At 37.7% G+C, this 19609-nt stretch carries 16 protein-coding genes; 1 reads left to right on the plus strand and 15 read right to left on the minus strand.

What is annotated here, in order from left to right:
* Positions 1-807 precede the first annotated feature (807 nt).
* The 12 genes from smc to ACTYBU_RS06995 all read right to left on the minus strand — a co-directional run bounded on the left by smc (position 808) and on the right by ACTYBU_RS06995 (position 16263).
* On the minus strand, positions 808-4374 hold the full coding sequence (smc, locus tag ACTYBU_RS06940; protein ID WP_445488306.1) for a chromosome segregation protein SMC: 3567 nt from the start codon (positions 4372-4374) through the stop codon (positions 808-810).
* 63 nt (positions 4375-4437) lie between these two features.
* Positions 4438-5235 (minus strand): ribonuclease III, encoded by a 798-nt coding sequence (rnc, locus tag ACTYBU_RS06945; protein ID WP_445488308.1) that lies wholly within the window; start codon positions 5233-5235, stop codon positions 4438-4440.
* A gap of 430 nt (positions 5236-5665) precedes the next feature.
* Complete coding sequence (locus ACTYBU_RS06950) at positions 5666-5896, minus strand: acyl carrier protein (protein WP_445488310.1); 231 nt, start codon at positions 5894-5896, stop codon at positions 5666-5668.
* A 118-nt stretch (positions 5897-6014) separates the two neighbouring features.
* Positions 6015-6758, minus strand: a complete 744-nt coding sequence (fabG, locus tag ACTYBU_RS06955) for a 3-oxoacyl-[acyl-carrier-protein] reductase (RefSeq protein ID WP_445488312.1) — start codon at positions 6756-6758, stop codon at positions 6015-6017.
* A 1-nt stretch (position 6759) separates the two neighbouring features.
* Complete coding sequence (gene fabD, locus ACTYBU_RS06960) at positions 6760-7704, minus strand: ACP S-malonyltransferase (RefSeq protein WP_445488314.1); 945 nt, start codon at positions 7702-7704, stop codon at positions 6760-6762.
* A gap of 101 nt (positions 7705-7805) precedes the next feature.
* Positions 7806-8804 carry a phosphate acyltransferase PlsX gene (gene plsX, locus ACTYBU_RS06965; RefSeq protein WP_445488316.1) on the minus strand — a complete coding sequence of 333 codons (999 nt, stop codon included), beginning with the start codon at positions 8802-8804 and terminating at the stop codon, positions 7806-7808.
* A 14-nt stretch (positions 8805-8818) separates the two neighbouring features.
* Positions 8819-9388, minus strand: coding sequence for a transcription factor FapR (gene fapR / locus ACTYBU_RS06970; protein WP_445488318.1), 570 nt, complete (start codon positions 9386-9388; stop codon positions 8819-8821).
* Positions 9389-9856: 468 nt separating this feature from the next.
* Entirely contained in the window at positions 9857-11905 is a 2049-nt protein-coding gene (recG, locus tag ACTYBU_RS06975) for an ATP-dependent DNA helicase RecG (protein ID WP_445488320.1), read from the minus strand.
* 1 nt (position 11906) lies between these two features.
* Positions 11907-12785: an L-serine ammonia-lyase, iron-sulfur-dependent, subunit alpha gene (gene sdaAA, locus ACTYBU_RS06980; protein ID WP_445488322.1), complete on the minus strand. Its 879-nt coding sequence runs from the start codon at positions 12783-12785 to the stop codon at positions 11907-11909.
* Between the two features lie 21 nt (positions 12786-12806).
* Positions 12807-13469 (minus strand): L-serine ammonia-lyase, iron-sulfur-dependent subunit beta, encoded by a 663-nt coding sequence (sdaAB, locus tag ACTYBU_RS06985; protein ID WP_445488324.1) that lies wholly within the window; start codon positions 13467-13469, stop codon positions 12807-12809.
* Between the two features lie 730 nt (positions 13470-14199).
* Positions 14200-15885 carry a DAK2 domain-containing protein gene (locus tag ACTYBU_RS06990; protein ID WP_445488326.1) on the minus strand — a complete coding sequence of 562 codons (1686 nt, stop codon included), beginning with the start codon at positions 15883-15885 and terminating at the stop codon, positions 14200-14202.
* A 15-nt stretch (positions 15886-15900) separates the two neighbouring features.
* Complete coding sequence (locus tag ACTYBU_RS06995) at positions 15901-16263, minus strand: Asp23/Gls24 family envelope stress response protein (RefSeq protein ID WP_445488328.1); 363 nt, start codon at positions 16261-16263, stop codon at positions 15901-15903.
* 817 nt (positions 16264-17080) lie between these two features.
* Between ACTYBU_RS06995 and rpmB the strand changes: the two genes are divergently transcribed.
* A complete protein-coding gene (gene rpmB, locus ACTYBU_RS07000) occupies positions 17081-17269 on the plus strand; it encodes a 50S ribosomal protein L28 (RefSeq protein WP_090758060.1) in 189 nt (62 codons plus the stop codon).
* 438 nt (positions 17270-17707) lie between these two features.
* Here the strand turns inward: rpmB and spoVM are convergent, their stop codons facing one another.
* The 3 genes from spoVM to rsgA form a co-directional block, all read right to left on the minus strand.
* Positions 17708-17788, minus strand: coding sequence for a stage V sporulation protein SpoVM (gene spoVM / locus ACTYBU_RS07005; RefSeq protein ID WP_032088878.1), 81 nt, complete (start codon positions 17786-17788; stop codon positions 17708-17710).
* A 98-nt stretch (positions 17789-17886) separates the two neighbouring features.
* Entirely contained in the window at positions 17887-18534 is a 648-nt protein-coding gene (locus tag ACTYBU_RS07010) for a thiamine diphosphokinase (protein WP_445488330.1), read from the minus strand.
* Positions 18535-18715: 181 nt separating this feature from the next.
* Positions 18716-19597: a ribosome small subunit-dependent GTPase A gene (gene rsgA / locus ACTYBU_RS07015; RefSeq protein WP_445488332.1), complete on the minus strand. Its 882-nt coding sequence runs from the start codon at positions 19595-19597 to the stop codon at positions 18716-18718.
* Positions 19598-19609: the final 12 nt, after the last annotated feature.

Genomic DNA, 19609 nt, shown 5'->3' on the forward strand with positions numbered 1-19609 from the left:
GCAAGCACCTTGATTATTGCCATACGGACTGGCCGATTAAGTTCGCCACTTCCTGTGGCAACATCGGCACTTATACATCCTGTACTTCGGAAGGACTTCGACTGAGATAAAGGAAACACGACGAGCGATAGCGAATCGATGTTGACTTATCGTAGGGAGGGGTCCTGAAGTACGTTAGGCAGTAGGCGCTGGAGCTAGACACTGATTAAGTTCAAAAAAATATACTTCCTTACCTTTTCTGTAAAGCTCAAACACCTTGTTCAATCTGGAAGAATAATGTTCTCTGGACTCAAAGTTTCCTTTATGTTTAGATTCCGGAGGTTATCTTTCGCAAGGGGCTAGGCGCTGAAGCTAAAAAGTAATCTAACGTGAATTGATAAATTCTAATACTTTTTGAAAAGTTCATGCTCCTTTGATCTTTGCCATACAGACTGGTCTAATTTATTAATAGGCTACCCTGAAAAGTGTGATGTTCTTGTGAGTAGTCCGCAGCCGGCATACACTTCTCTTTCCATGGGGCGGCGCCAAGCCTCCTCGTCGCTAGCACTCCTGTGGGGTCTCAGCTGTCCCGCTAATCCCATAGGAGTCTTCGTGTATATGCCGGCGGCTGCTCTGCGCTAAAAAACAGGGAGACTGCTTCTTTTCATGCGTCATGGCACAAATTTGATTAATATGGAAGTTTCTTTTATCTTGCACGTTCCTATGTGCGATAATCTGTGTATTGGCAGTTTTTCTGCAGTTGTCCTGTGACTCTTTTAGCATCCATTTATCTAAAAGACAACAGGATATCAGTGCCGAAAAGATTGGTTAGTTCGCAACAAGGCTGTCCATTTCGCTTAATCTAACAGATACTAATTTGGAAACACCAGATTCCTGCATGGTAACACCGTAAAGTACATCTGCTTCTTCCATTGTGCCTTTTCGATGGGTAATAACAATAAACTGAGTCTCACTGCTGTAAGACTTTAGATAAGAACTGAATCGGAATACATTTGCTTCATCTAAAGCTGCTTCCACTTCATCTAAAATACAAAATGGCACTGGACGAACCTTTAGAATAGAAAATAATAGTGCTATCGCAGTTAATGCTCTTTCTCCACCTGATAAAAGCCCTAGGTTTTGAAGTTTTTTCCCCGGAGGCTGAGCGACAATTTCAACGCCTGTGTTTAAAAGATCTTCAGGATTAGTTAAACGCAGATCAGCACGTCCTCCACCAAATAATGCTTGAAATACCGGTTCAAAATGAGCTTTTATTGCATTAAATGTTTGCTCAAATCTTTTCTTCATTTCATCGTCCATCTCATCAATCACTTGGTAGAGAGTATCCTTAGCGTTTTCTAAATCTGTTTTTTGCTCTAGCAAAAAGTCATGGCGCTCGGAAATTCTTTCGTATTCTTCAATCGCACCTAAATTGACCGTTCCCAATTCTTCAATCGCTAATTTTATCAGCTTGACCTTTTTGCGTGCTTCATCAACTTCAATTGTCAAAGGAAATTCTTCTTTTGCTCCTTCAAATGTCATCATATACTCTTCGCGAAGGTTCAAAAGTCTAGTATCCAGCTCCACATCAATGCGATTCAATTTTACTTCTTCATCATTTAAAGCCTGTACTAATCCACGGTGAATACGTCGCTGTTCCTTTGTATCCAGTTCCAATTCTTCCATTGTCATCTGCAGTTCAAGTCTTTCTTCCCGCCTAATGGAAATAAGCTTAATCGTTTCATTTTTTTCTGCTAGCTTTTGGGCGGCAGCACTTTCTAAATATTCTTCCCCAGAATGGCTTGTCGTCATTTCAGAAGACAACAATTCTAAATCATCTTTTACATTTGCCCATTTTTCTTCATTTTCTTTTAATTCTTTTGTTTGAAGGGAAAGCCTCTCTTCTTCATGTGTCAACTGCTGTTTTATAGCAGCAAATTGCACCCTAAATTCTCCCATTTCTTTTACAACCGTTTCTTTCGATAAGTTTTGTTTATTTTTCTTATCTGTTAAAATCGCTATTTCCTGATCCACTTGTGCAATTTTTTGCTTCATTGTTTCCAACGAATGGATTAACTCATCTTGCCTGCTTTTTAATGTTTGATTTTCTTGAATAAAGTCTGCTTTATTGCGGTCATACAAAGATAATTTTTCATTCATTGTTCTTTCTTCGAATTCTATTTCCTTTAAATCATCTTTTCTTGATTGCATTTGAAAACGAAGATCCTCTGCATGAACACGAATTTTTTCCAAGCTTTCCTCTTCTATTTGCAGCGTGTGCTTCCCCTTTTTTAGCTGGTCTTCTAATTTTAGGGAGGTTTTTTCCATCTCAAAAATCTTTGCTTTTAAGTCTTCCAACTCCCCTTTACGGGTTAGAATAGAAGCGCTTTTTTGTTTGATGGCACCACCTGTCATGGAACCGCCTGGATTCACAATTTCCCCTTCTAAAGTAACGAATCGTGAGCGATACTGCAAAAGCTTCGCCATTTCATTGGCGCCTTTTAAATCTTTTGTAATTACAACATTACCTAATAAATTGCGCATAATATCCGTATATTTGGAATCGCAGCTAATAAGATCTGCCGCAATTCCAACAAAAGATGAATGATTTTGGATTAAACGAAGCTGTGATTCAGCCAGTGATTTTCCCCTTATTACATTCATTGGCAAAAAGGTAGCACGGCCAAAATTGTTTTTCTTTAAAAAAGAAATTGCATGACGTCCATTTTGTTCGCTTTCCACCACAATATGCTGCATGCTTCCTCCAAGGGCAATTTCCATGCTAATACTGTATTTTTTCGGTACTTGCATTAGCTCCGCAATTGCACCATGAATTCCGTCTAATGATTTGCCTCTCGCTTTTAAAACCTCTTTAACCCCTTGAAAAAACCCTGCATAATCGTCTTCTAATTCTTCCAGCATTTCTTTTCGAGATTTTGCCTGTTGAACAAATTGATATGATTGATACATTGATTTTTCAATTTTTTGCAGCTTTTCTTGTATATCATGAACGGACGCTTGCTTTTCCGCCAATGAAGCCTCCACAAGATCCAGTTCTTCTGACAGCTGCTTCTGCCTTTGCATCATTGCTTGGTGTTTCTCTTGTATTTCCTGTCTTTCCGTCGTGTATTTTGCATTATCTGCTTCCAGCTGCATTGTCCGCCGGTCATAATTTTCCAGCTGCTGTTTTATATAGTTTATTTCATTTTTAACTGCTGCCTGTTCATTTAAAAGCTCAATATAATCACTTTTTAATGTATCAATTTTTTCTTCTAAATTCTCATTAAATAAATGAAGTGCTGTATCATGTTTCTTTAGTGATTCATTAATTTTTTTCGTTTCTGCTTGAAGCTTTTCTACTAATAGGAGCTGATTGCTTTTTTCTGCTTTTAGTTCCTTCACCCTTAACTCCAGCTCATATCTGTTTTTTTCGAGCTGTTCACGGTTTTGAGTTGCATTCTTTTTTCTTTCCTTTAAAACTTCTTTTTTTCCTTCTAACTTCTCCAGCTCTTCACTAGCCAGCAGTAGCACTTGTTGAAGTTCGTCAATTGATTCATCTAGTGCAGCAATATGGTTTTTTGTTTCTTCCATTTTTGCTTCTTTCCCTTGCAGCAAGGAAGACAGCTTTAATTCATCTTCTTTATACGCTGTCAACTGTTTTGAGACTTGTTCATATTTTTTATGTGCTTCTTCAATATCGTAAACCATTAGTGCTACTTCGATTTGTTCCAAATTTTCTTTTTTCTCTAGATAATCTTTTGCAATGGAGCTTTGGATCTTAAGCGGTTCAACTTGGCCTTCTAATTCAAACAGAATATCGTTTACACGATTTAAGTTTTCCTCTGTTTCGACCAGCTTGCTTTCCGCTTTCTTTTTTCTTGTTTTATATTTTAAAACACCTGCTGCTTCTTCAAAAATGGAACGGCGCTCTTCCGCTTTACTGTTTAAGATTTCTTCCACTTTCCCTTGACTGATAATGGAAAATGCTTCTCTTCCTAAACCAGAATCCATAAATAAATCAATAATATCTTTTAATCGGCAAGTTTGTTTATTAATAAGAAATTCGCTTTCTCCAGAACGGAATACTCTTCTTGTTACACTTACTTCATGAAAATCCAACGGAAGAAAATGATCCTCATTTTCTAATGTTAAAGATACCTCTGCAAAATTCACAGCTTTTCGTGTATCACTTCCAGCAAAAATTACATCCTCCATTTTGCTGCCCCTTAGTGATCTTGCTGATTGTTCTCCCAGAACCCATCTAATCGCATCGGTAATATTGCTTTTTCCACTTCCATTCGGACCAACAACCGCAGTTACCCCTGGTACAAAATCTACAGAAATCCGGTCAGCAAAAGATTTAAATCCTATTACGTCCAACCTTTTTAAAAACATCTTCCTCACCCCCAGTTCTTCTGCGTGTTTTTTCCTGTTGTTTTCTATTTTGGTGATTAAGAATTACAAATTTTTGTCTTTCTCTTCTCTGCACGCTTGTTCCTTTTTTGCAGGTTTATCTTTGCTCGGAATTTCCGTTTTCAGCATGGATAAAGCCATTTGAGCCGCGTGCTGTTCTGCTTCTTTTTTTGAACGTCCTGTACCAGTTCCAAGTTCTTTGCTGTTTAAAAATACTTGGGAAACAAATTCTCTGTTATGCGCTGGTCCTTTTTCCATTAATATTCGATATTCAATAATACCAAAAGCATCCCGCTGTACATATTCTTGAAGTTGACTTTTAAAATCCATCACATGAGAAAAAGCACCGGCATTTATTTTCGGAAAAATGACTTTCTCTAAAAAATTTATTACTGTTTCCATTCCTTGATCTAAATAAAGAGAACCAATAAATGCTTCAAAAACATCTGCCAGCAATGCAGGTCTTGTTCTGCCGCCAGTCATTTCTTCTCCTTTTCCCAACAATACAAAACTGCCAAAAGACAGTTCATTTGCAAAGGTAACAAGAGATGGTTCGCATACTATGGCAGCCCGCAGCTTTGTTAATTCTCCTTCGCTCATCATTGGATATTTCTTAAACAGGAATTGTGAAACAGTCAGTTCTAACACTGCATCTCCTAGAAATTCAAGTCTTTCGTTATCTTCATGCGGTTTTCTACGATGCTCATTCACATATGATGAATGGGTAAAAGCTTGTTTTAATAATTTTTCATTCTTAAAAGGAATGTCAATTTTTTGTTGTAATTCTTTTATTTTTTTATCATTTGGACGAATTGTTCTTTTTTCTTTTCCACTGCCTCGCATTTTGCCTCCACCTTAGCCCTAAGTTTGCATATCCATTTCAAGTTTAAGTATAAAACATAAAAAACGCAAAGAAACTTGGAAAGTTTTTTCTTTCCAAGCGTTTATCCCACTCTTAACGTGCAGTAAGCCTTCACCTCAAGATGCTGAGAAATCAAGGAAGCTAGGTGTGGGATAACTGCCCGTAAAGGTCCGAGGGAGGTACACAAACTAATGTCGCCACTTCCTGTGGCAACGTTTGTGTGATCCACATCCTGTGAACCGCAAGCTTTCCATCAGTGTGGGATGAAGCCCCCCACTGATGGAAGGTTCACTGTATCATCATTCTTGCGAAGGATAATCAACACCTTGTCAGACTTTCTGAAAAGTGATTAAAATTCACATTAACTACACACTGAAAGCTCCGCTGTAAACGGAGCTTTAAAGTTGCGACTTAACGATTACTTATGTAATTAACAGCGTCACCTACTGTAGCAATCTTTTCAGCGTCGTCGTCAGAGATCTCCATATCAAACTCATCTTCTAATTCCATTACTAGTTCTACTACATCTAGAGAGTCTGCACCTAAATCATCTTTAAAAGAAGCTTCAAGTTTCACTTCAGATTCTTCTACACCAAGACGATCAACAACGATTTTAGTTACACGTTCTAATACATCTGCCATTTTCTATTCACCTCCTCTCAAATGCATTATAGAGTATTTTTATCAAATAATAAATGCTCTTTTTTTTACAGTTCTATTAAAAATGGCTTAACACCGAAATTTAAGCCACTTTTTATGATTACATATACATACCACCATCTATATGCAATGTTTGGCCAGTAATATACCCACTTTCATCTGATGCTAAGAAAACAACGGCATTTGCAATGTCTTCAGGATTTCCAAAGGCTCCTAGAGGAATTTGACTAAGCATTGCTTGCTTCACATCATCAGAAAGCTTATCCGTCATATCTGTAGTGATAAAACCTGGTGCAATCGCATTAACTGTAATGTTTCTTTGAGCAAGCTCTTTTGCTGTTGTTTTTGTAAAACCGATTACTCCTGCTTTTGCTGCAACATAATTTGCTTGCCCAGGATTTCCAGTTACGCCAACAATAGACGTAATATTAATAATGCGGCCTTTTCTTTGCTTCATCATTGGACGGGTAACAGCTTTTGTACAAAGGAAAACCCCTTTAAGGTTCGTGTTAATTACATCGTCCCACTCAGATTCCTTCATGCGCATTAATAAATTGTCTTTTGTAATGCCTGCATTATTTATTAAAACATCAATCGTGCCAAAAGCATCAAGCGTTTGCTTAATCATATCTGCAACAGAATCACTATTTGATACATCACATTGTATCGCAATCGCTTCTCTTCCTATTGCTTTTATTTCTTGAACGACTTCGTTTGCACGATCGACACTTCCAGCATAATTTACAGCGATATTAGCACCTTGTTTTGCAAGCTCTAATGCGATTGACTTGCCGATGCCTCTAGAGGCACCTGTTACTAATGCTGTTTTCCCAGCTAATTTCATCTTAATTTCCCTCCTTTATTGCAGCAGCAGCTGATTTGCTCGTTTCTTCATCATAAACAGAGAAAATCCGCACATTTCGATTAATCTTTTTCACTAACCCTGCCAACACCTTGCCTGGTCCGATTTCAACAAATGTATCCACACCTAATTCTACCATTTTATTCACAGAGTCTTCCCATAATACGGAGGAATACAATTGTTCAATTAAAAGTTTCTGTATCGTCTCCTTTTGTTCCACCGTATCTGCAGAGACGTTCGCAATAACAGGAATCTTTGCATCCTCCATGCTTATCGCCTCTAAACATTCCGAAAATTTATCTGCAGCAGGTTTCATTAGTTCCGAATGAAACGGTCCGCTTACGTCTAAAGGAATTGCCCTTTTAGCGCCGGCTTCTTTTGCCCTTTCACAAGCATATTCAATTCCTTTTGCTGTACCAGAAATAACGATTTGTCCAGGACAATTTAAATTTGCCAACTGTACAGAATGTCCTTCTTTTGTAACAGCCTCCGTTACTTCTGCTAAAATTTTTCGATCTAATCCTAAAACGGCAGCCATTGCACCTTCTCCTGCCGGCACTGCTTCTTGCATATATTCACCACGTTTACGCACCGCATACACCGCATCTTCAAAAGTCAAAACACCACTTGCCACAAGTGCAGAGTATTCTCCCAAGCTATGTCCTGCAACATAATCTGCTTTTACGCCATATTGTTTAAAATGCTCAAGTAGCGCCATGCTTGTCGTTAAAAGCGCTGGCTGTGTATTATACGTTAATGTCAATTCTTCTTTTGGACCTTCGAAAATCAATTGGCTTAACGGAAAATTCAGCTTCTCATCTGCTTTTTTAAAAAGAGATGATGCTGCTTCATAATGTTCAGCCAACTCTTTTCCCATTCCGACTGTTTGAGAACCTTGACCTGGAAATACAAATGCAATTTTACCCATAAATAAGATACGTCCTTTCTTCTATCCTTTTACTGATCCTGCTTCTACCTTAAAAGATATGCTATAGTATGTAAAAATTTGAAATAATATTTTTCAATCTTCTATATTTTTGTTTTTTTAATCTCAACTGCTGATTTAATTGTATTGATTACTTCAGACTGTACGACTTCTCTTGCCTGTCTGATGGCATTATAAATCGCATTGCTGTCAGAAGAACCATGCGCTTTAATAACAGGCGCCTTTAAACCGAACAGCGCAGCACCGCCATATTCGGAATAATCAAGCTTATTCCGGAGCTCTTTTAAATTCGGTTTTAAAATACCTGCAGCAAGCTTTGTTTTCAGATTGCTTGTAAGCGCGGATTTTAACATTTTAAACATGGATAAAGCCGTTCCTTCTATCGTCTTTAATACCATATTCCCAGTAAAACCGTCTGTTACAACAACATCGCAAATTCCATCCAACAACTCTCTTGCTTCCACATTTCCGATAAAATGAATATGGTTGTTTTGCTGTAAAAGTTCAAATGTTTTTTTCGTTAATTCATTTCCTTTAGTCTCTTCTGTTCCAATATTCAATAATCCAACTCTTGGATTTTCAATGCCCAGAACTTTTTCAGTATAAATACTTCCCATTATTGCATATTGTTCCAAATGATTGGCTTTAGCATCTACATTGGCACCAACATCTAATAATAAAAATCCATCTCCGGAAATTGTTGGCAAGGTAGGGGAAAGGGCTGGACGCTCAATTCCATCAATTCTTCCAATGATAAATAGTCCTGCAGCCATTAAGGCACCTGTATTCCCAGCAGAAATAAAGGCATCTGCTTTTCCTTCTTTTACTTGATTAGCGCCAAGCACCATGCTTGCATTCTTTTTTTTGCGGACGGCACGCACCGGCTCATCTGTTGAAAGGATTTTTTCATCCGTATGAATGATTTGGATTCTTTCCCTGTTCGTTAAATAAGTTTGGATTTGGTTTTCGTCCCCTACGAGAATAAGCTCCAAATCATTAAATGCCTGGACCGCTTTTTCCGCTCCTAAAACTATTTCTTTCGGTGCGTGATCTCCACCCATTGCATCTATTGCAATTTTCATATCCGTATCTCCTGTTAACCATTATTTTTTGCACGATACATTTCAAACTCGCCTTTAAAGACTCGTTCTGAGTTAACAAAACTATTTACCTCTACAAATGTTCTGCCATTCTCTGCATCTATTTTAACCACTTTTGCTTTTGCTATGATTCGATCTCCCAATTTAACAGATCGTGTAAAATGAATATTCGCTTTTGCAGTAAGGGCAAAATCCACGTTAATAAGTGCTACAGCCAATGAATTTGCTTGTGCAAATAAATAATGTCCTCTCGCGATGCCGTTACGCTTAAAAACATGTTCTTTATTTACTTCAAATATGGAAATAGCTGACCTGTCTAAATCCATATCGATGATTTCTCCTATTACTTCCTCTAGTGGCAATGACTTCACTTCATCGTCGAATGTTTTTTCTGCAACATTTTTAATCCGTTCTCTTAATTCAGGAATCGATAATTCCAAACGATCAAGGCGAATGGTTTGCACACTAACAGAGAACTTTTCTGCCAAATCTTCATCTGTAATAAAAGGAGTCTCCTTTATTGTTCCAAGCAGGAGCTGCTGACGTTCCTTTTTATTTCTTCTCATTTGCATCACCGTCCATGATATTAAGACTAGGTACTAATAGTAGTATATAAAAAAAAAAAGTAGATTGCAAGTTGAAGTTTGCCTCTACACAGAAAAGCGGAAGACGCCCGTTTAGCGGCGTATGAACTGGCCGATTAAGAACGCTACGTCCTGTAGCAACATCGGCACTTGTACATCCTGTACATCGGAGCACTTCGTATGAGATAAGGCGAACCTTCCATCAGGGTGCTCTTTCCTGATGGTTAGTTGAGCCGATCAGGTTTTTACGGGCAGTTTTTTAACCTTCATCCATTTATTTAGCACTAGATTACTGCCCGTTAAACGTGATAAAGGAAACACAAGAACGTAGTGATTCGATGTTGACTTATCGTAAGGAGAAGTGTGAAGTTCATTAGCCGCTGGGCGCCTTCTGCTGGACAACAAGAAAAGCGGAAGGCATCTGTTTTCTATTCGTTTCATCCATGTATATTAATCTAATTTTTCTCCAGTAAATACGCCTGTTTCTGTCAATAATTTCCGCAGATGCTTATATTCAGCCCCCTCCCAAAATGCTGATGACTGAATGAGCATTGCTGCATCATTTCTGGCAGTTTCTAAAACTCGATAATCATGAACCATATCTGCCATCTTAAATTCTGGCAGTCCACTTTGTTTTTTGCCGAAAAAATCCCCAGGTCCTCTCAGTTCTAAGTCTTTTTCACTGAGTACAAATCCATCATTTGTTTCGGTCATAATTTTCATTCGTTCTTTGCCGACATCTGTTTTTGGATCTGCCATTAAAACACAATACGACTGGACATCTCCACGTCCTACTCGTCCGCGAAGCTGGTGAAGCTGGGATAACCCGAATCGTTCTGCATCATAAATCAGCATAAAGGTAGCATTTGGCACATTTACGCCAACTTCCACTACCGTTGTGCTGACAAGTATTTGAATCGTATTGCTGCTGAACCTCTTCATTATGTCGTCTTTTTCATCGGGATGCAGTTTTCCATGCATTAGTCCCACTTCGTAGCGGTTTTGAAAAAAAGTTGAAAGGGATGCATGTACATCCAATGCATTTTGAACATCGAGTTTTTCTGATTCTTCGATAAGGGGGCAAATGACATAGCTTTGCCGCCCCTGGGAAAGTTCCTTCTCCATAAATTGCAAAATCCTAGTCAGCATTTCATGTTTAGCCCAGTATGTTTCAATGCTTTTTCTTCCTGCGGGCATTTCATCAATGATGCTGACATCCATCTCCCCAAATACCGTGATAGCAAGTGTTCGCGGAATAGGGGTTGCTGTCATAAAGAGGACATCTGGATTTTCTCCTTTTTCCCGGAGCACCCTTCGCTGATTCACCCCAAAGCGATGCTGCTCATCGGTAATAACCAATCCCAATGATTGAAATACCACTTCCTCTTGAATAAGGGCGTGTGTACCAATTAACACGTGAATATTACCTTCTTTCAACGCTTGCAATAAAGCTTTTCTTTTTTTGCCTTTTACTGAACTTGTTAATAAGGCACATACAATGCCAAAAGGCTCAAACATTTTTTGCAATGAATCTGCATGCTGTTCTGCCAAAATTTCCGTTGGGACCATTAATGCCCCTTGATTGCCGGAAAGAATAGTAGCATAGAGAACAATTGCTGCAACAACTGTTTTTCCTGAACCAACATCCCCTTGTAAAAGTCGATTCATCCGAAAAGGACTTTTCATATCTTTTAAGATTTCATTTACAACTCTTTTTTGCGCATTCGTTAACGGAAATGGCAGGCTATCAATAAACTCTTTTAATAGTTCTAATTTATATTGCTGTATGATTCCTCGGGAGTGCTCCCGTTCATATTTTCTCAATGCCTGCATTTTCAATTGAAACAGCAAAAATTCTTCATAAACAAAACGGCGCCTAGCTTGTTTTAATTCTTCTCTGCTTGCTGGAAAATGAATCGTATGTAGAGCCTCTTTTCTTGGAAGGAGACGATATTTAGATAATAAAGAATCTGGAAATATTTCTTCAATGCTGTCTTTATATTGTGATAAAGCGATAGAAATAAACTTTCTTAATCCCTTAACCGTAATATTTCCTTTTACTGTATATACCGGTTCAAAGTCCTGGGCTTTTTGATTGCTGCCAATTTGCAAATGGTTTGCACTAATTGTCTGCCTATGCTGGTCCCACTTTCCAGTTACCGTAACAATTTGATTAACGGCAAGTTTACTTTTTAAATAATGCTGATTAAAAAACACAACACTGATTAAATAATTCTCCACTAATAGTTTAATTGTTAATCTTGATCGCTTTTTCCCGTAAAAAACGAGGGACGGTTCACTATGAATCTTCCCTTCTACCGTCACCTTTTCTTCATGTTTAATCTCTTCTAGGCTGCGCAGTCGGTAGTCTTCGTATCGATACGGAAAGTATTCAAGCAGATCATGTATCGTCTGAATGTTCATATCTTCTAATTGTTTTTTTGTTTCTGAACCGATGCCTTTTATATTGTCTATTGTTTGATTCAATACGTCATTCACTTTACTGCACTGCTTTCCCAAAGATTTCTGCTTCTAATCTGCGTGCAGTTGGTGTTGCTGCCAATCCGCCTTGCGCTGTTTCTTTTAACGCAGCAGGCATCGACAATCCAATCCGGTACATGCTGTCAATCACTTCATCACAAGGTATTCGGCTCGTAATACCTGCAAGGGCCATATCTGCAGCAATCATCGCATTAGCCGCTCCCATTGCATTTCTTTTTACACACGGTACTTCTACTAACCCAGCAACCGGATCACAAACTAATCCAAGCATATTTTTTAATGTAATGGCCATTGCATTAGCACTTTGCTCTGGAGTTCCCCCTGCCATCTCCACAATAGCAGCTGACGCCATGCCGGCAGCTGATCCAACTTCTGCCTGACAGCCCCCTTCTGCTCCAGAAATGCTTGCATTATTTGCAACAACTAATCCAAATGCTCCTGCCGTAAATAGAAATGCCACCATCTGTTCTCTTGTTGGATTTAATTTATTTTTCACTGCAAATAAAGTGCCTGGCACTACTCCTGCTGATCCAGCGGTTGGGGTCGCGCAAATAGTTCCCATCGCTGCATTCACCTCATTCGTCGCAACAGCTTTGCTCACTGCATCCAATATCACTTCTCCAGAAATGTAATTTCCTTTTTCGATATAACTTTGAAGCAGTACAGCATCTCCGCCTGTCAACCCAGAATAAGAGTGCACACCATTTAACCCCCGTTCTACCGCTTGTTCCATAACGCTTAAATTAATATCCATTTGTGCAATAATCTCTCTTCTTTCTTTCCCGGTTGCTTCCATCTCCTGCAGTATCATTAATTCAGATATTGGCAATCTTTTCTTTTTTGCCTCTTCTACTAATTCTGCCACATTACGAAACATATCTATCCCTCCTAGCAAGACTTACTCAACAATTCTTGTTACTTTTTCAATAGAATCCAATTTTTCTATTTCTTTTAATATTGCTTCCTCAATATTTTGATCTACTTCAATTGTCATTAATGCAAGCATTCCCTTTTCTTTTCGGCTTACTTCCATATGACCGATATTAATTTCATATTTTGCTAATATATTGCTTACTTTCGCAATCGCACCAAAACGATCATTATGCACTACCAAAATTGCTGGATGATGGCCTGATAATTTAAGTTGAAACCCGTTAAGTTCGGTAATCTCAATTTTCCCTCCACCAATAGATAGACCTACAAGCTCCAATTCCCCTTTTTCATCCCCAATATGAATTCTTGCTGTATTGGGGTGCAACGGGATGGCATCTTCTATATGAAAGGATACATTCATGCCATTTTCTTGTGCAATTTGCAGGGAATTTTTGATTCTTTCCTCAAATGTATCAAAATCCAGCAAACCTCCGATTATGGCAATATCCGTTCCATGTCCTTTAAACGTTTCAGCAAAGGAGCCATAAAAATGAATATGCGCCCATTTCGGCTGTCTTTCAAACAAACTTCTAGCCACCCTGCCAATCCGTACAGCTCCTGCTGTGTGCGAACTGGAAGGACCAATCATAACGGGACCAATAATATCAAATACACTTTTAAATTTCATTTCTTTTATTCTCCCTTCCCATTAAGTAAAAACGTTCAAATTACATAAAAAAGCAATAAGTATATAAATATAAATTCATTCAATAGTTAAAGTAATGACTATTCTAATTTAATGGAGCTAATTTATCCCACTCTTAACGAGCAGTACACCCTCCACCTTAAAATGCTGTGAAATCGAGGAAGTAAGATGGGGATAACGGCCCGTAAAGGTCCGATATTAGGTACACAAACTAAAGTCGCCACTTCATGTGGCAACGTTTGTGTGATCCACATCCTTTGGAACGCAAGCTTTTCATCAGTGGGGGATGAAGAAAACCCCCATTGATGGAAAAGGTTCACTTTATCATTTCTTTTCCTTTAATCATACCATATGCCTATCTTATTTTACTTCTTTCTTTTGTCTATTTGTTCATGCAATTTATTTCTTTTCAGGCTGTCGACAAACGCTCGATTTCTTCGCTGTTCTCCTTATTCGGATGCTAATTACCTAGTAATAGAAGATGGTTGACTAAGTACGCAATCAAAGAAAATCGACTAACTTCTTTACTGCCTTATGTCTTCGTCAATTGACTTGCATCCTTCAAGTCTCAATCATCCTGCTGTTTGTGCAAATACTACTTTTTCTTCACTCTGTAAGGAAATGTATTTCCTTTTTCCCTATTATATTTTCATTGTCAATAAAAAAAACTGTATGCTTTCTTTTACGACAGCATACAGTTTCTTCTCCAAGATTATTCTATTGAAAAAATAAAAGCATATAATGGCTGTTTGCCATCATGAACTTCCACTTCTACATAATCAAATTCCTCTTCAACAAAGGCAGCAAGTGTTTCTACTTCTTCGTCAGATGCATCTTCCCCTTTGATTATCGTTAAAATTTCTGCATCCTCATCCAGCATTTTTGTTAATAAATTTTTGGCAGTTTCTAGCTTTTCTTTGCTTTTCACCACTATTTTACCGTCCGAAATGCCCATGAAGTCTCCATTTACAATTTGAAGACCATCAATATTTGTATCTCTTACCGCATAGGTTATTTGACCAGTTTTCACATGATCCATAGCAGATGTCATACTTTTTGTATTGCCATCCAACTTATTCGATGGATTAAAGGCAAGCAATGCAGCCATGCCTTGAGGAACCGTTTTTGACGGTATAACGACAACGTTTTCTCCTAATACATCAACTGCTTGTTCGGCTGCCATAATAATATTTTTATTATTTGGCAAAATAAATACTTTTTTTGCGTTGACATTTTGAATCGCTTTAACAATATCCTCTGTACTTGGATTCATTGTTTGTCCGCCTTCAATAACACTATCAGCACCTATGCTGCGGAAAAGCTCTGCAATTCCACTCCCCATGGAAACTGAAACAATGCCGTACTCTTTTGGTTTATTATCTATTGATACAGGTGTTGAATCAAAGGATTCTTTTTCTCCACCTTCCACTAAGCTGCTGTGCTGTTCCCGCATATTTTCAATTTTCATTTTAACTAAGCTGCCGTAGCTTTGACCAAAAGTCAATACTTCTCCAGGTTGATTTGAGTGAATATGTATTTTAACAAGCTCATCATCTGCGATGACTAATAAAGAATCTCCATATTGACTTAATTGTTGTCTAAAATCCTCTTCTGAAAAGGCTCTATTTTCTAGTTTGTCTATTTCAAGACGAACCATAAACTCTGTACAATATCCAAATTCAATATCTTCCGTATTGATGTAGCTGTGAACATTTTTATGATGTTCAGCATTAACAAGCTCATTCATGGATACAACCGCTTTCACTGTATCTGGCAGCTGTTCCCCTTTAAGCTCCGCAAGAAAACCTTCATATACAAATACAAGGCCTTGACCACCGCTGTCTACTACTCCCACTTCTTTTAGCACTGGCAATAAATTAGGCGTTCTGCTTAACGAAGCATTTGCTTCTTTTACTACATCTTCCATAATCATTATAATATCGTCATTATTTTCCGCTGATAGAACACCTTTTTTAGCAGCATCCTTTGCTACTGTTAAAATCGTTCCCTCTACTGGCTTCATTACTGCTTTATATGCAGTTTCAACCCCAAATTGCAAAGCATTTGCAAAGTCTTTTCCAGATATGCTTTCTTTCTGTTCAATGAACTTTGAAAATCCACGAAACAATTGAGAAAGAATAACACCTGAATTTCCCCTTGCTCCCATCAGCAAACCTCTAGAAAGCGATTGGCCTACCTTTCCGATATGTGATTGAATATTATTTTGAACTTCCTTAGCACCAGATGTCATCGACAAATTCATATTTGTCCCAGTATCGCCATCAGGCACAGGAAAAACATTTAATGCATCTACATATTTAGCATTAGAGGATAAATGGTTTGCTCCTTGAATAACCATTTGGGCAAAACGCTTTCCTTCTAAAACTGTAATTGACACAATGTTTCCTCCTCACTAGGGATTCGTTACCCGAACTCCTTGAACGTAAATATTAACCGAGTCAACAGCAAGCCCAACCGTCTTATTAAGTGTATATTTCACTTTTGATTGAACATTATGCGCTACCTCGGAGATTTTCGTCCCATAGCTAACTATGATGTACATATCAATATGCACTTCTTCATTTACTTTTCGAACAATTACTCCACGCGTAAAGTTTTCCTTACGTAAAATATCAGTCAGGCCGTCTTTAATTTGATTCTTAGAAGCCATTCCAACAATACCGTAACAGTCAATTGCTGCTCCACCTGCAATAGTAGCTATTACTTCTGTTGAAATATCTATTTGTCCGAAATTTGTTTTGAGTTCAATGGACATGAGTTTTCCCCCTTCGGTATTGCTCCTTGACTACTGACATTTTACTATAACATAATAATTTTTAAAAGCGATAGTTAAAAAAGAAAAGCGGAAACGCCAGATTAGCTGCTGCATATGAACTGGCCGAATAAGTACGCCACGTCCTGTGGCAATTTCGGCACTTGTACATCCTGTACTTCGGAGCACTTCGTACGAGATAAGACGAACCTTCCATCAGGAGAGGTTTTCTTCCTGATGGTTAGTTTAGTCGATCAGGTTTTTTACGGGCAGTTAATATCCTTACTTTATGCAATTAGCAATAATTACTGCCCGTTAAACGTGATAAAGGAAACACGAAGAACGTAGTGATTCGATGTTGACTTATCGTAAGAAGAAGGGCGAAGTTCATTAGCAGTTGGACAATTGAAAAGGGGAAGTTGTCTGCTTGTCGGTGACAAGCATATGACAATTTGGTACGGAGGCTGCTATTTTAACCTCCGTACCAAATTGGCTAATAACCTTCCTAGCTACAAAGAAATGCGGAAGACGTCTTTGAATATTAACCCGATGACCATCATCACTCTCCATATTAATAAATACAAGCTCTCTACCTAATATATATCAATCTAATAATTCTTATAAAACAAAGGAAGAAATACCATGTCAAGGAAATTTTCTTGAAAGCTTTGATAACAGCTATTGCAATCAAGGTAGTTGTGTGATAAATTATTAAAGTATCTTTAATGAGGATTATTTAGCATATTTCTCAAGATTAATTTGCTAACGATGAATTTAAAAACTCTTTTTTAGAGTTTTGGTTATAAGGAGGGAAATATACATGCCACGTAAATGTGTTGTAACTGGTAGAAAAACAACTACAGGTAATGCTCGTTCCCATGCGATGAATGCTAACAAGCGTACTTGGGGAGCAAACCTTCAAAAGGTTCGTATTTTAGTAGACGGTAAACCTAAACGTGTTTGGGTTTCTGCAAGAGCTCTTAAATCTGGTAAAGTTGAACGCGTATAATTAGAAATGCGGAAGCTCCACATTCTGTGGCAGCGCCGTCACTTGTACATCCAGTACTTTTGAACTAGACACCCGTCTAAGTTCAAAAATTATTCATTTCTTATCGAATACGAAACGTCTCGATCAACTTTGAATTTTACGTAGTTCTATTTCTACATAAAATTCTTTAAAACTTAAATAGACGGCAAGCTAATACTATTTAGCAAAAAAAGGACATTTTTATGTCCTTTTTTATTTTATTTATATTTTATTAAGAAAATTCACATCGCTATAAATAGAACAACGGAAAGGTTTCATTATCAATTGATTGTGGATAATCGATTGTATAATGCATTTTTTCTTTTACTACGCATTAAAAACAAGGGAAAGCATGGTCTTCTCTCTTTCCCTCAGCGAAACATTGTAAAAGGTTGTCTGTGAAACAAAGTGCAAGCGCCTTTATTCTTTTTTAAATGTTCCTAACATCGCACGGACAAGTCCTCCTAAAAATTTCGGCAATTTAATGGTATAAAATCTCATGAATACTGTCCCTCCTTAATGCTCTAAATTAAACCAGTAACACCATTAACATCCTATTCAAAAACAAAAAATAAGTACTTTTTTTATTTAAATAATACTTAATCATGACTTCTTATTACCATTAATATGCCTTTGGTAAAAGAAAAAGTACCATAATCGCTAATAAGTTCATTACTAATACATAGTGTACTGCTGACGGGAATATGCCGGTCATTTAAAGGATATTTAAAACCTTTCAATGTTAGGCCTACTATATTTGTACTGTACGGAAAGAATGACACATATGGATAATCCGCTTGTCTTTTTAATGTATGCGTTCCTTCTGTTACGATAGATACGATATTTTGTTTATCAATTATTTCTATATGTATGTGGGAGTCTCCCATTATTTCTTTTAACAATAGTTGAATATTTGCCACTGTATGATCCAATCGTCCGCCAGTTGCTCCAAACAAACGAATGGTATCCGGGCGTCTCTTTACTGCCCAATTAAGTGCCAATTCCATATCCGTTTCATCTTTTTCTGGATTGAATTTATTTATGGTGGAAGAATGCTCCATGATTTCTTGCCATTCTTGTTCATTTACTGAATCAAAATCACCGAACACTGTTTTTACTGGAATATCCCTTTTTAATAAATACAGAACCCCTCGATCCACCCCAATCCAAACAGACTCATCGTTCGAGTAGCGCGCAAGGTCTGGTATGTAATTTTCTGGTCCCCCTGCCATGATATGAATATTCATTCTTGTCCCTCCTACATAACTTATATTTTAAATGATTATTTTATGATACAAAAAAAGAGCATTAGCATTAATGCCCATGAGTGTAGTATTTCTACAAATTGCAGTTTTTTGAAAAATAATTACTGGGCAACTTTAAGGCTGTGAGAACAGCCTTAAAGTTTGCCTTATCCTGCGCCAAAACCTAATATTTTGGTTTGCGCTCTTTTATTTCCTGCAGAAAATCCTTATAATGCTCGTATCGATAATCCGGAATTACTCCTGCTTCCACCTCTGTTTTCACTGCACATTTTGGTTCAGAAAGATGCAAACAGCCTCTAAATTTACAGTTTTCGCTCGCTTTTTCTATTTCTGGAAAACAATAGTTTACATCCGCTAATTCCAATTCCGTAAACTCTAATGAGCTGAAACCAGGAGTATCTGCAACTAGCCCATCATCTATGGAAATGAGTTCAACATGACGTGTTGTATGTTTTCCTCTGCCAAGATGGGAAGAAATTTCATCTGTTTTTAATTCTAATTCTGGTCGAATAGCATTTAATAAAGAGGATTTGCCAACACCAGATTGACCAGCAAACACAGAAATTTTCCCCTTTAAATAGGGGGTAAACAAATGAATTCCTTCATCAGTTTCCGATGATGTTAGAATAACTGGATAGCCAATTTCTTCATAATGGGCTGCATATTTTTTCATCTTTTCCACCTGCTCAGCAGAAGCTAAATCCATTTTGGTCATACATATTATTGGTTGAATTCGATTATATTCAACTAATACAAGGAACCTGTCCAATAATGCCGTGCTGAATTCTGGCTCAACACTTGAAAAAACAAGGATAGCTTGATCTACATTAGCAATAGGAGGTCTAACTAATTCATTTTTTCGTTCTTTCACTTCCAAAATATAGCCGTCTGTTTCGTTTTCAGCTTGAAAAACTACTTCATCTCCTACTAATGGAGTAACTTTATTTTTCCGAAAAACTCCACGCCCTCGGCATTGGGTGACAACTCCATCGCTTAGAACATAATAAAATCCACTTAACGCTTTAATAATTTTGCCTTCAGGCATAAATAGCTACGC

The sequence above is a fragment of the Niallia sp. 03133 genome (assembly GCF_052663225.1).

What these genes read in the sequence shown, in the direction of transcription:
- plsX (WP_445488316.1), bottom strand. Translation starts at nt 8,804, where the DNA reads ATGAAAATTGCAATAGATGCAATGGGTGGAGATCACGCACCGAAAGAA.
- spoVM (WP_032088878.1), bottom strand. Translation starts at nt 17,788, where the DNA reads ATGAGATTTTATACCATTAAATTGCCGAAATTTTTAGGAGGACTTGTC.
- rsgA (WP_445488332.1), bottom strand. Translation starts at nt 19,597, where the DNA reads ATGCCTGAAGGCAAAATTATTAAAGCGTTAAGTGGATTTTATTATGTT.
- sdaAA (WP_445488322.1), bottom strand. Translation starts at nt 12,785, where the DNA reads ATGTTTCGTAATGTGGCAGAATTAGTAGAAGAGGCAAAAAAGAAAAGA.
- rnc (WP_445488308.1), bottom strand. Translation starts at nt 5,235, where the DNA reads ATGCGAGGCAGTGGAAAAGAAAAAAGAACAATTCGTCCAAATGATAAA.
- sdaAB (WP_445488324.1), bottom strand. Translation starts at nt 13,469, where the DNA reads ATGAAATTTAAAAGTGTATTTGATATTATTGGTCCCGTTATGATTGGT.
- smc (WP_445488306.1), bottom strand. Translation starts at nt 4,374, where the DNA reads ATGTTTTTAAAAAGGTTGGACGTAATAGGATTTAAATCTTTTGCTGAC.
- fabG (WP_445488312.1), bottom strand. Translation starts at nt 6,758, where the DNA reads ATGAAATTAGCTGGGAAAACAGCATTAGTAACAGGTGCCTCTAGAGGC.
- ACTYBU_RS07010 (WP_445488330.1), bottom strand. Translation starts at nt 18,534, where the DNA reads ATGAATATTCATATCATGGCAGGGGGACCAGAAAATTACATACCAGAC.
- ACTYBU_RS06950 (WP_445488310.1), bottom strand. Translation starts at nt 5,896, where the DNA reads ATGGCAGATGTATTAGAACGTGTAACTAAAATCGTTGTTGATCGTCTT.
- fapR (WP_445488318.1), bottom strand. Translation starts at nt 9,388, where the DNA reads ATGAGAAGAAATAAAAAGGAACGTCAGCAGCTCCTGCTTGGAACAATA.
- fabD (WP_445488314.1), bottom strand. Translation starts at nt 7,704, where the DNA reads ATGGGTAAAATTGCATTTGTATTTCCAGGTCAAGGTTCTCAAACAGTC.
- rpmB (WP_090758060.1), top strand. Translation starts at nt 17,081, where the DNA reads ATGCCACGTAAATGTGTTGTAACTGGTAGAAAAACAACTACAGGTAAT.
- ACTYBU_RS06995 (WP_445488328.1), bottom strand. Translation starts at nt 16,263, where the DNA reads ATGTCCATTGAACTCAAAACAAATTTCGGACAAATAGATATTTCAACA.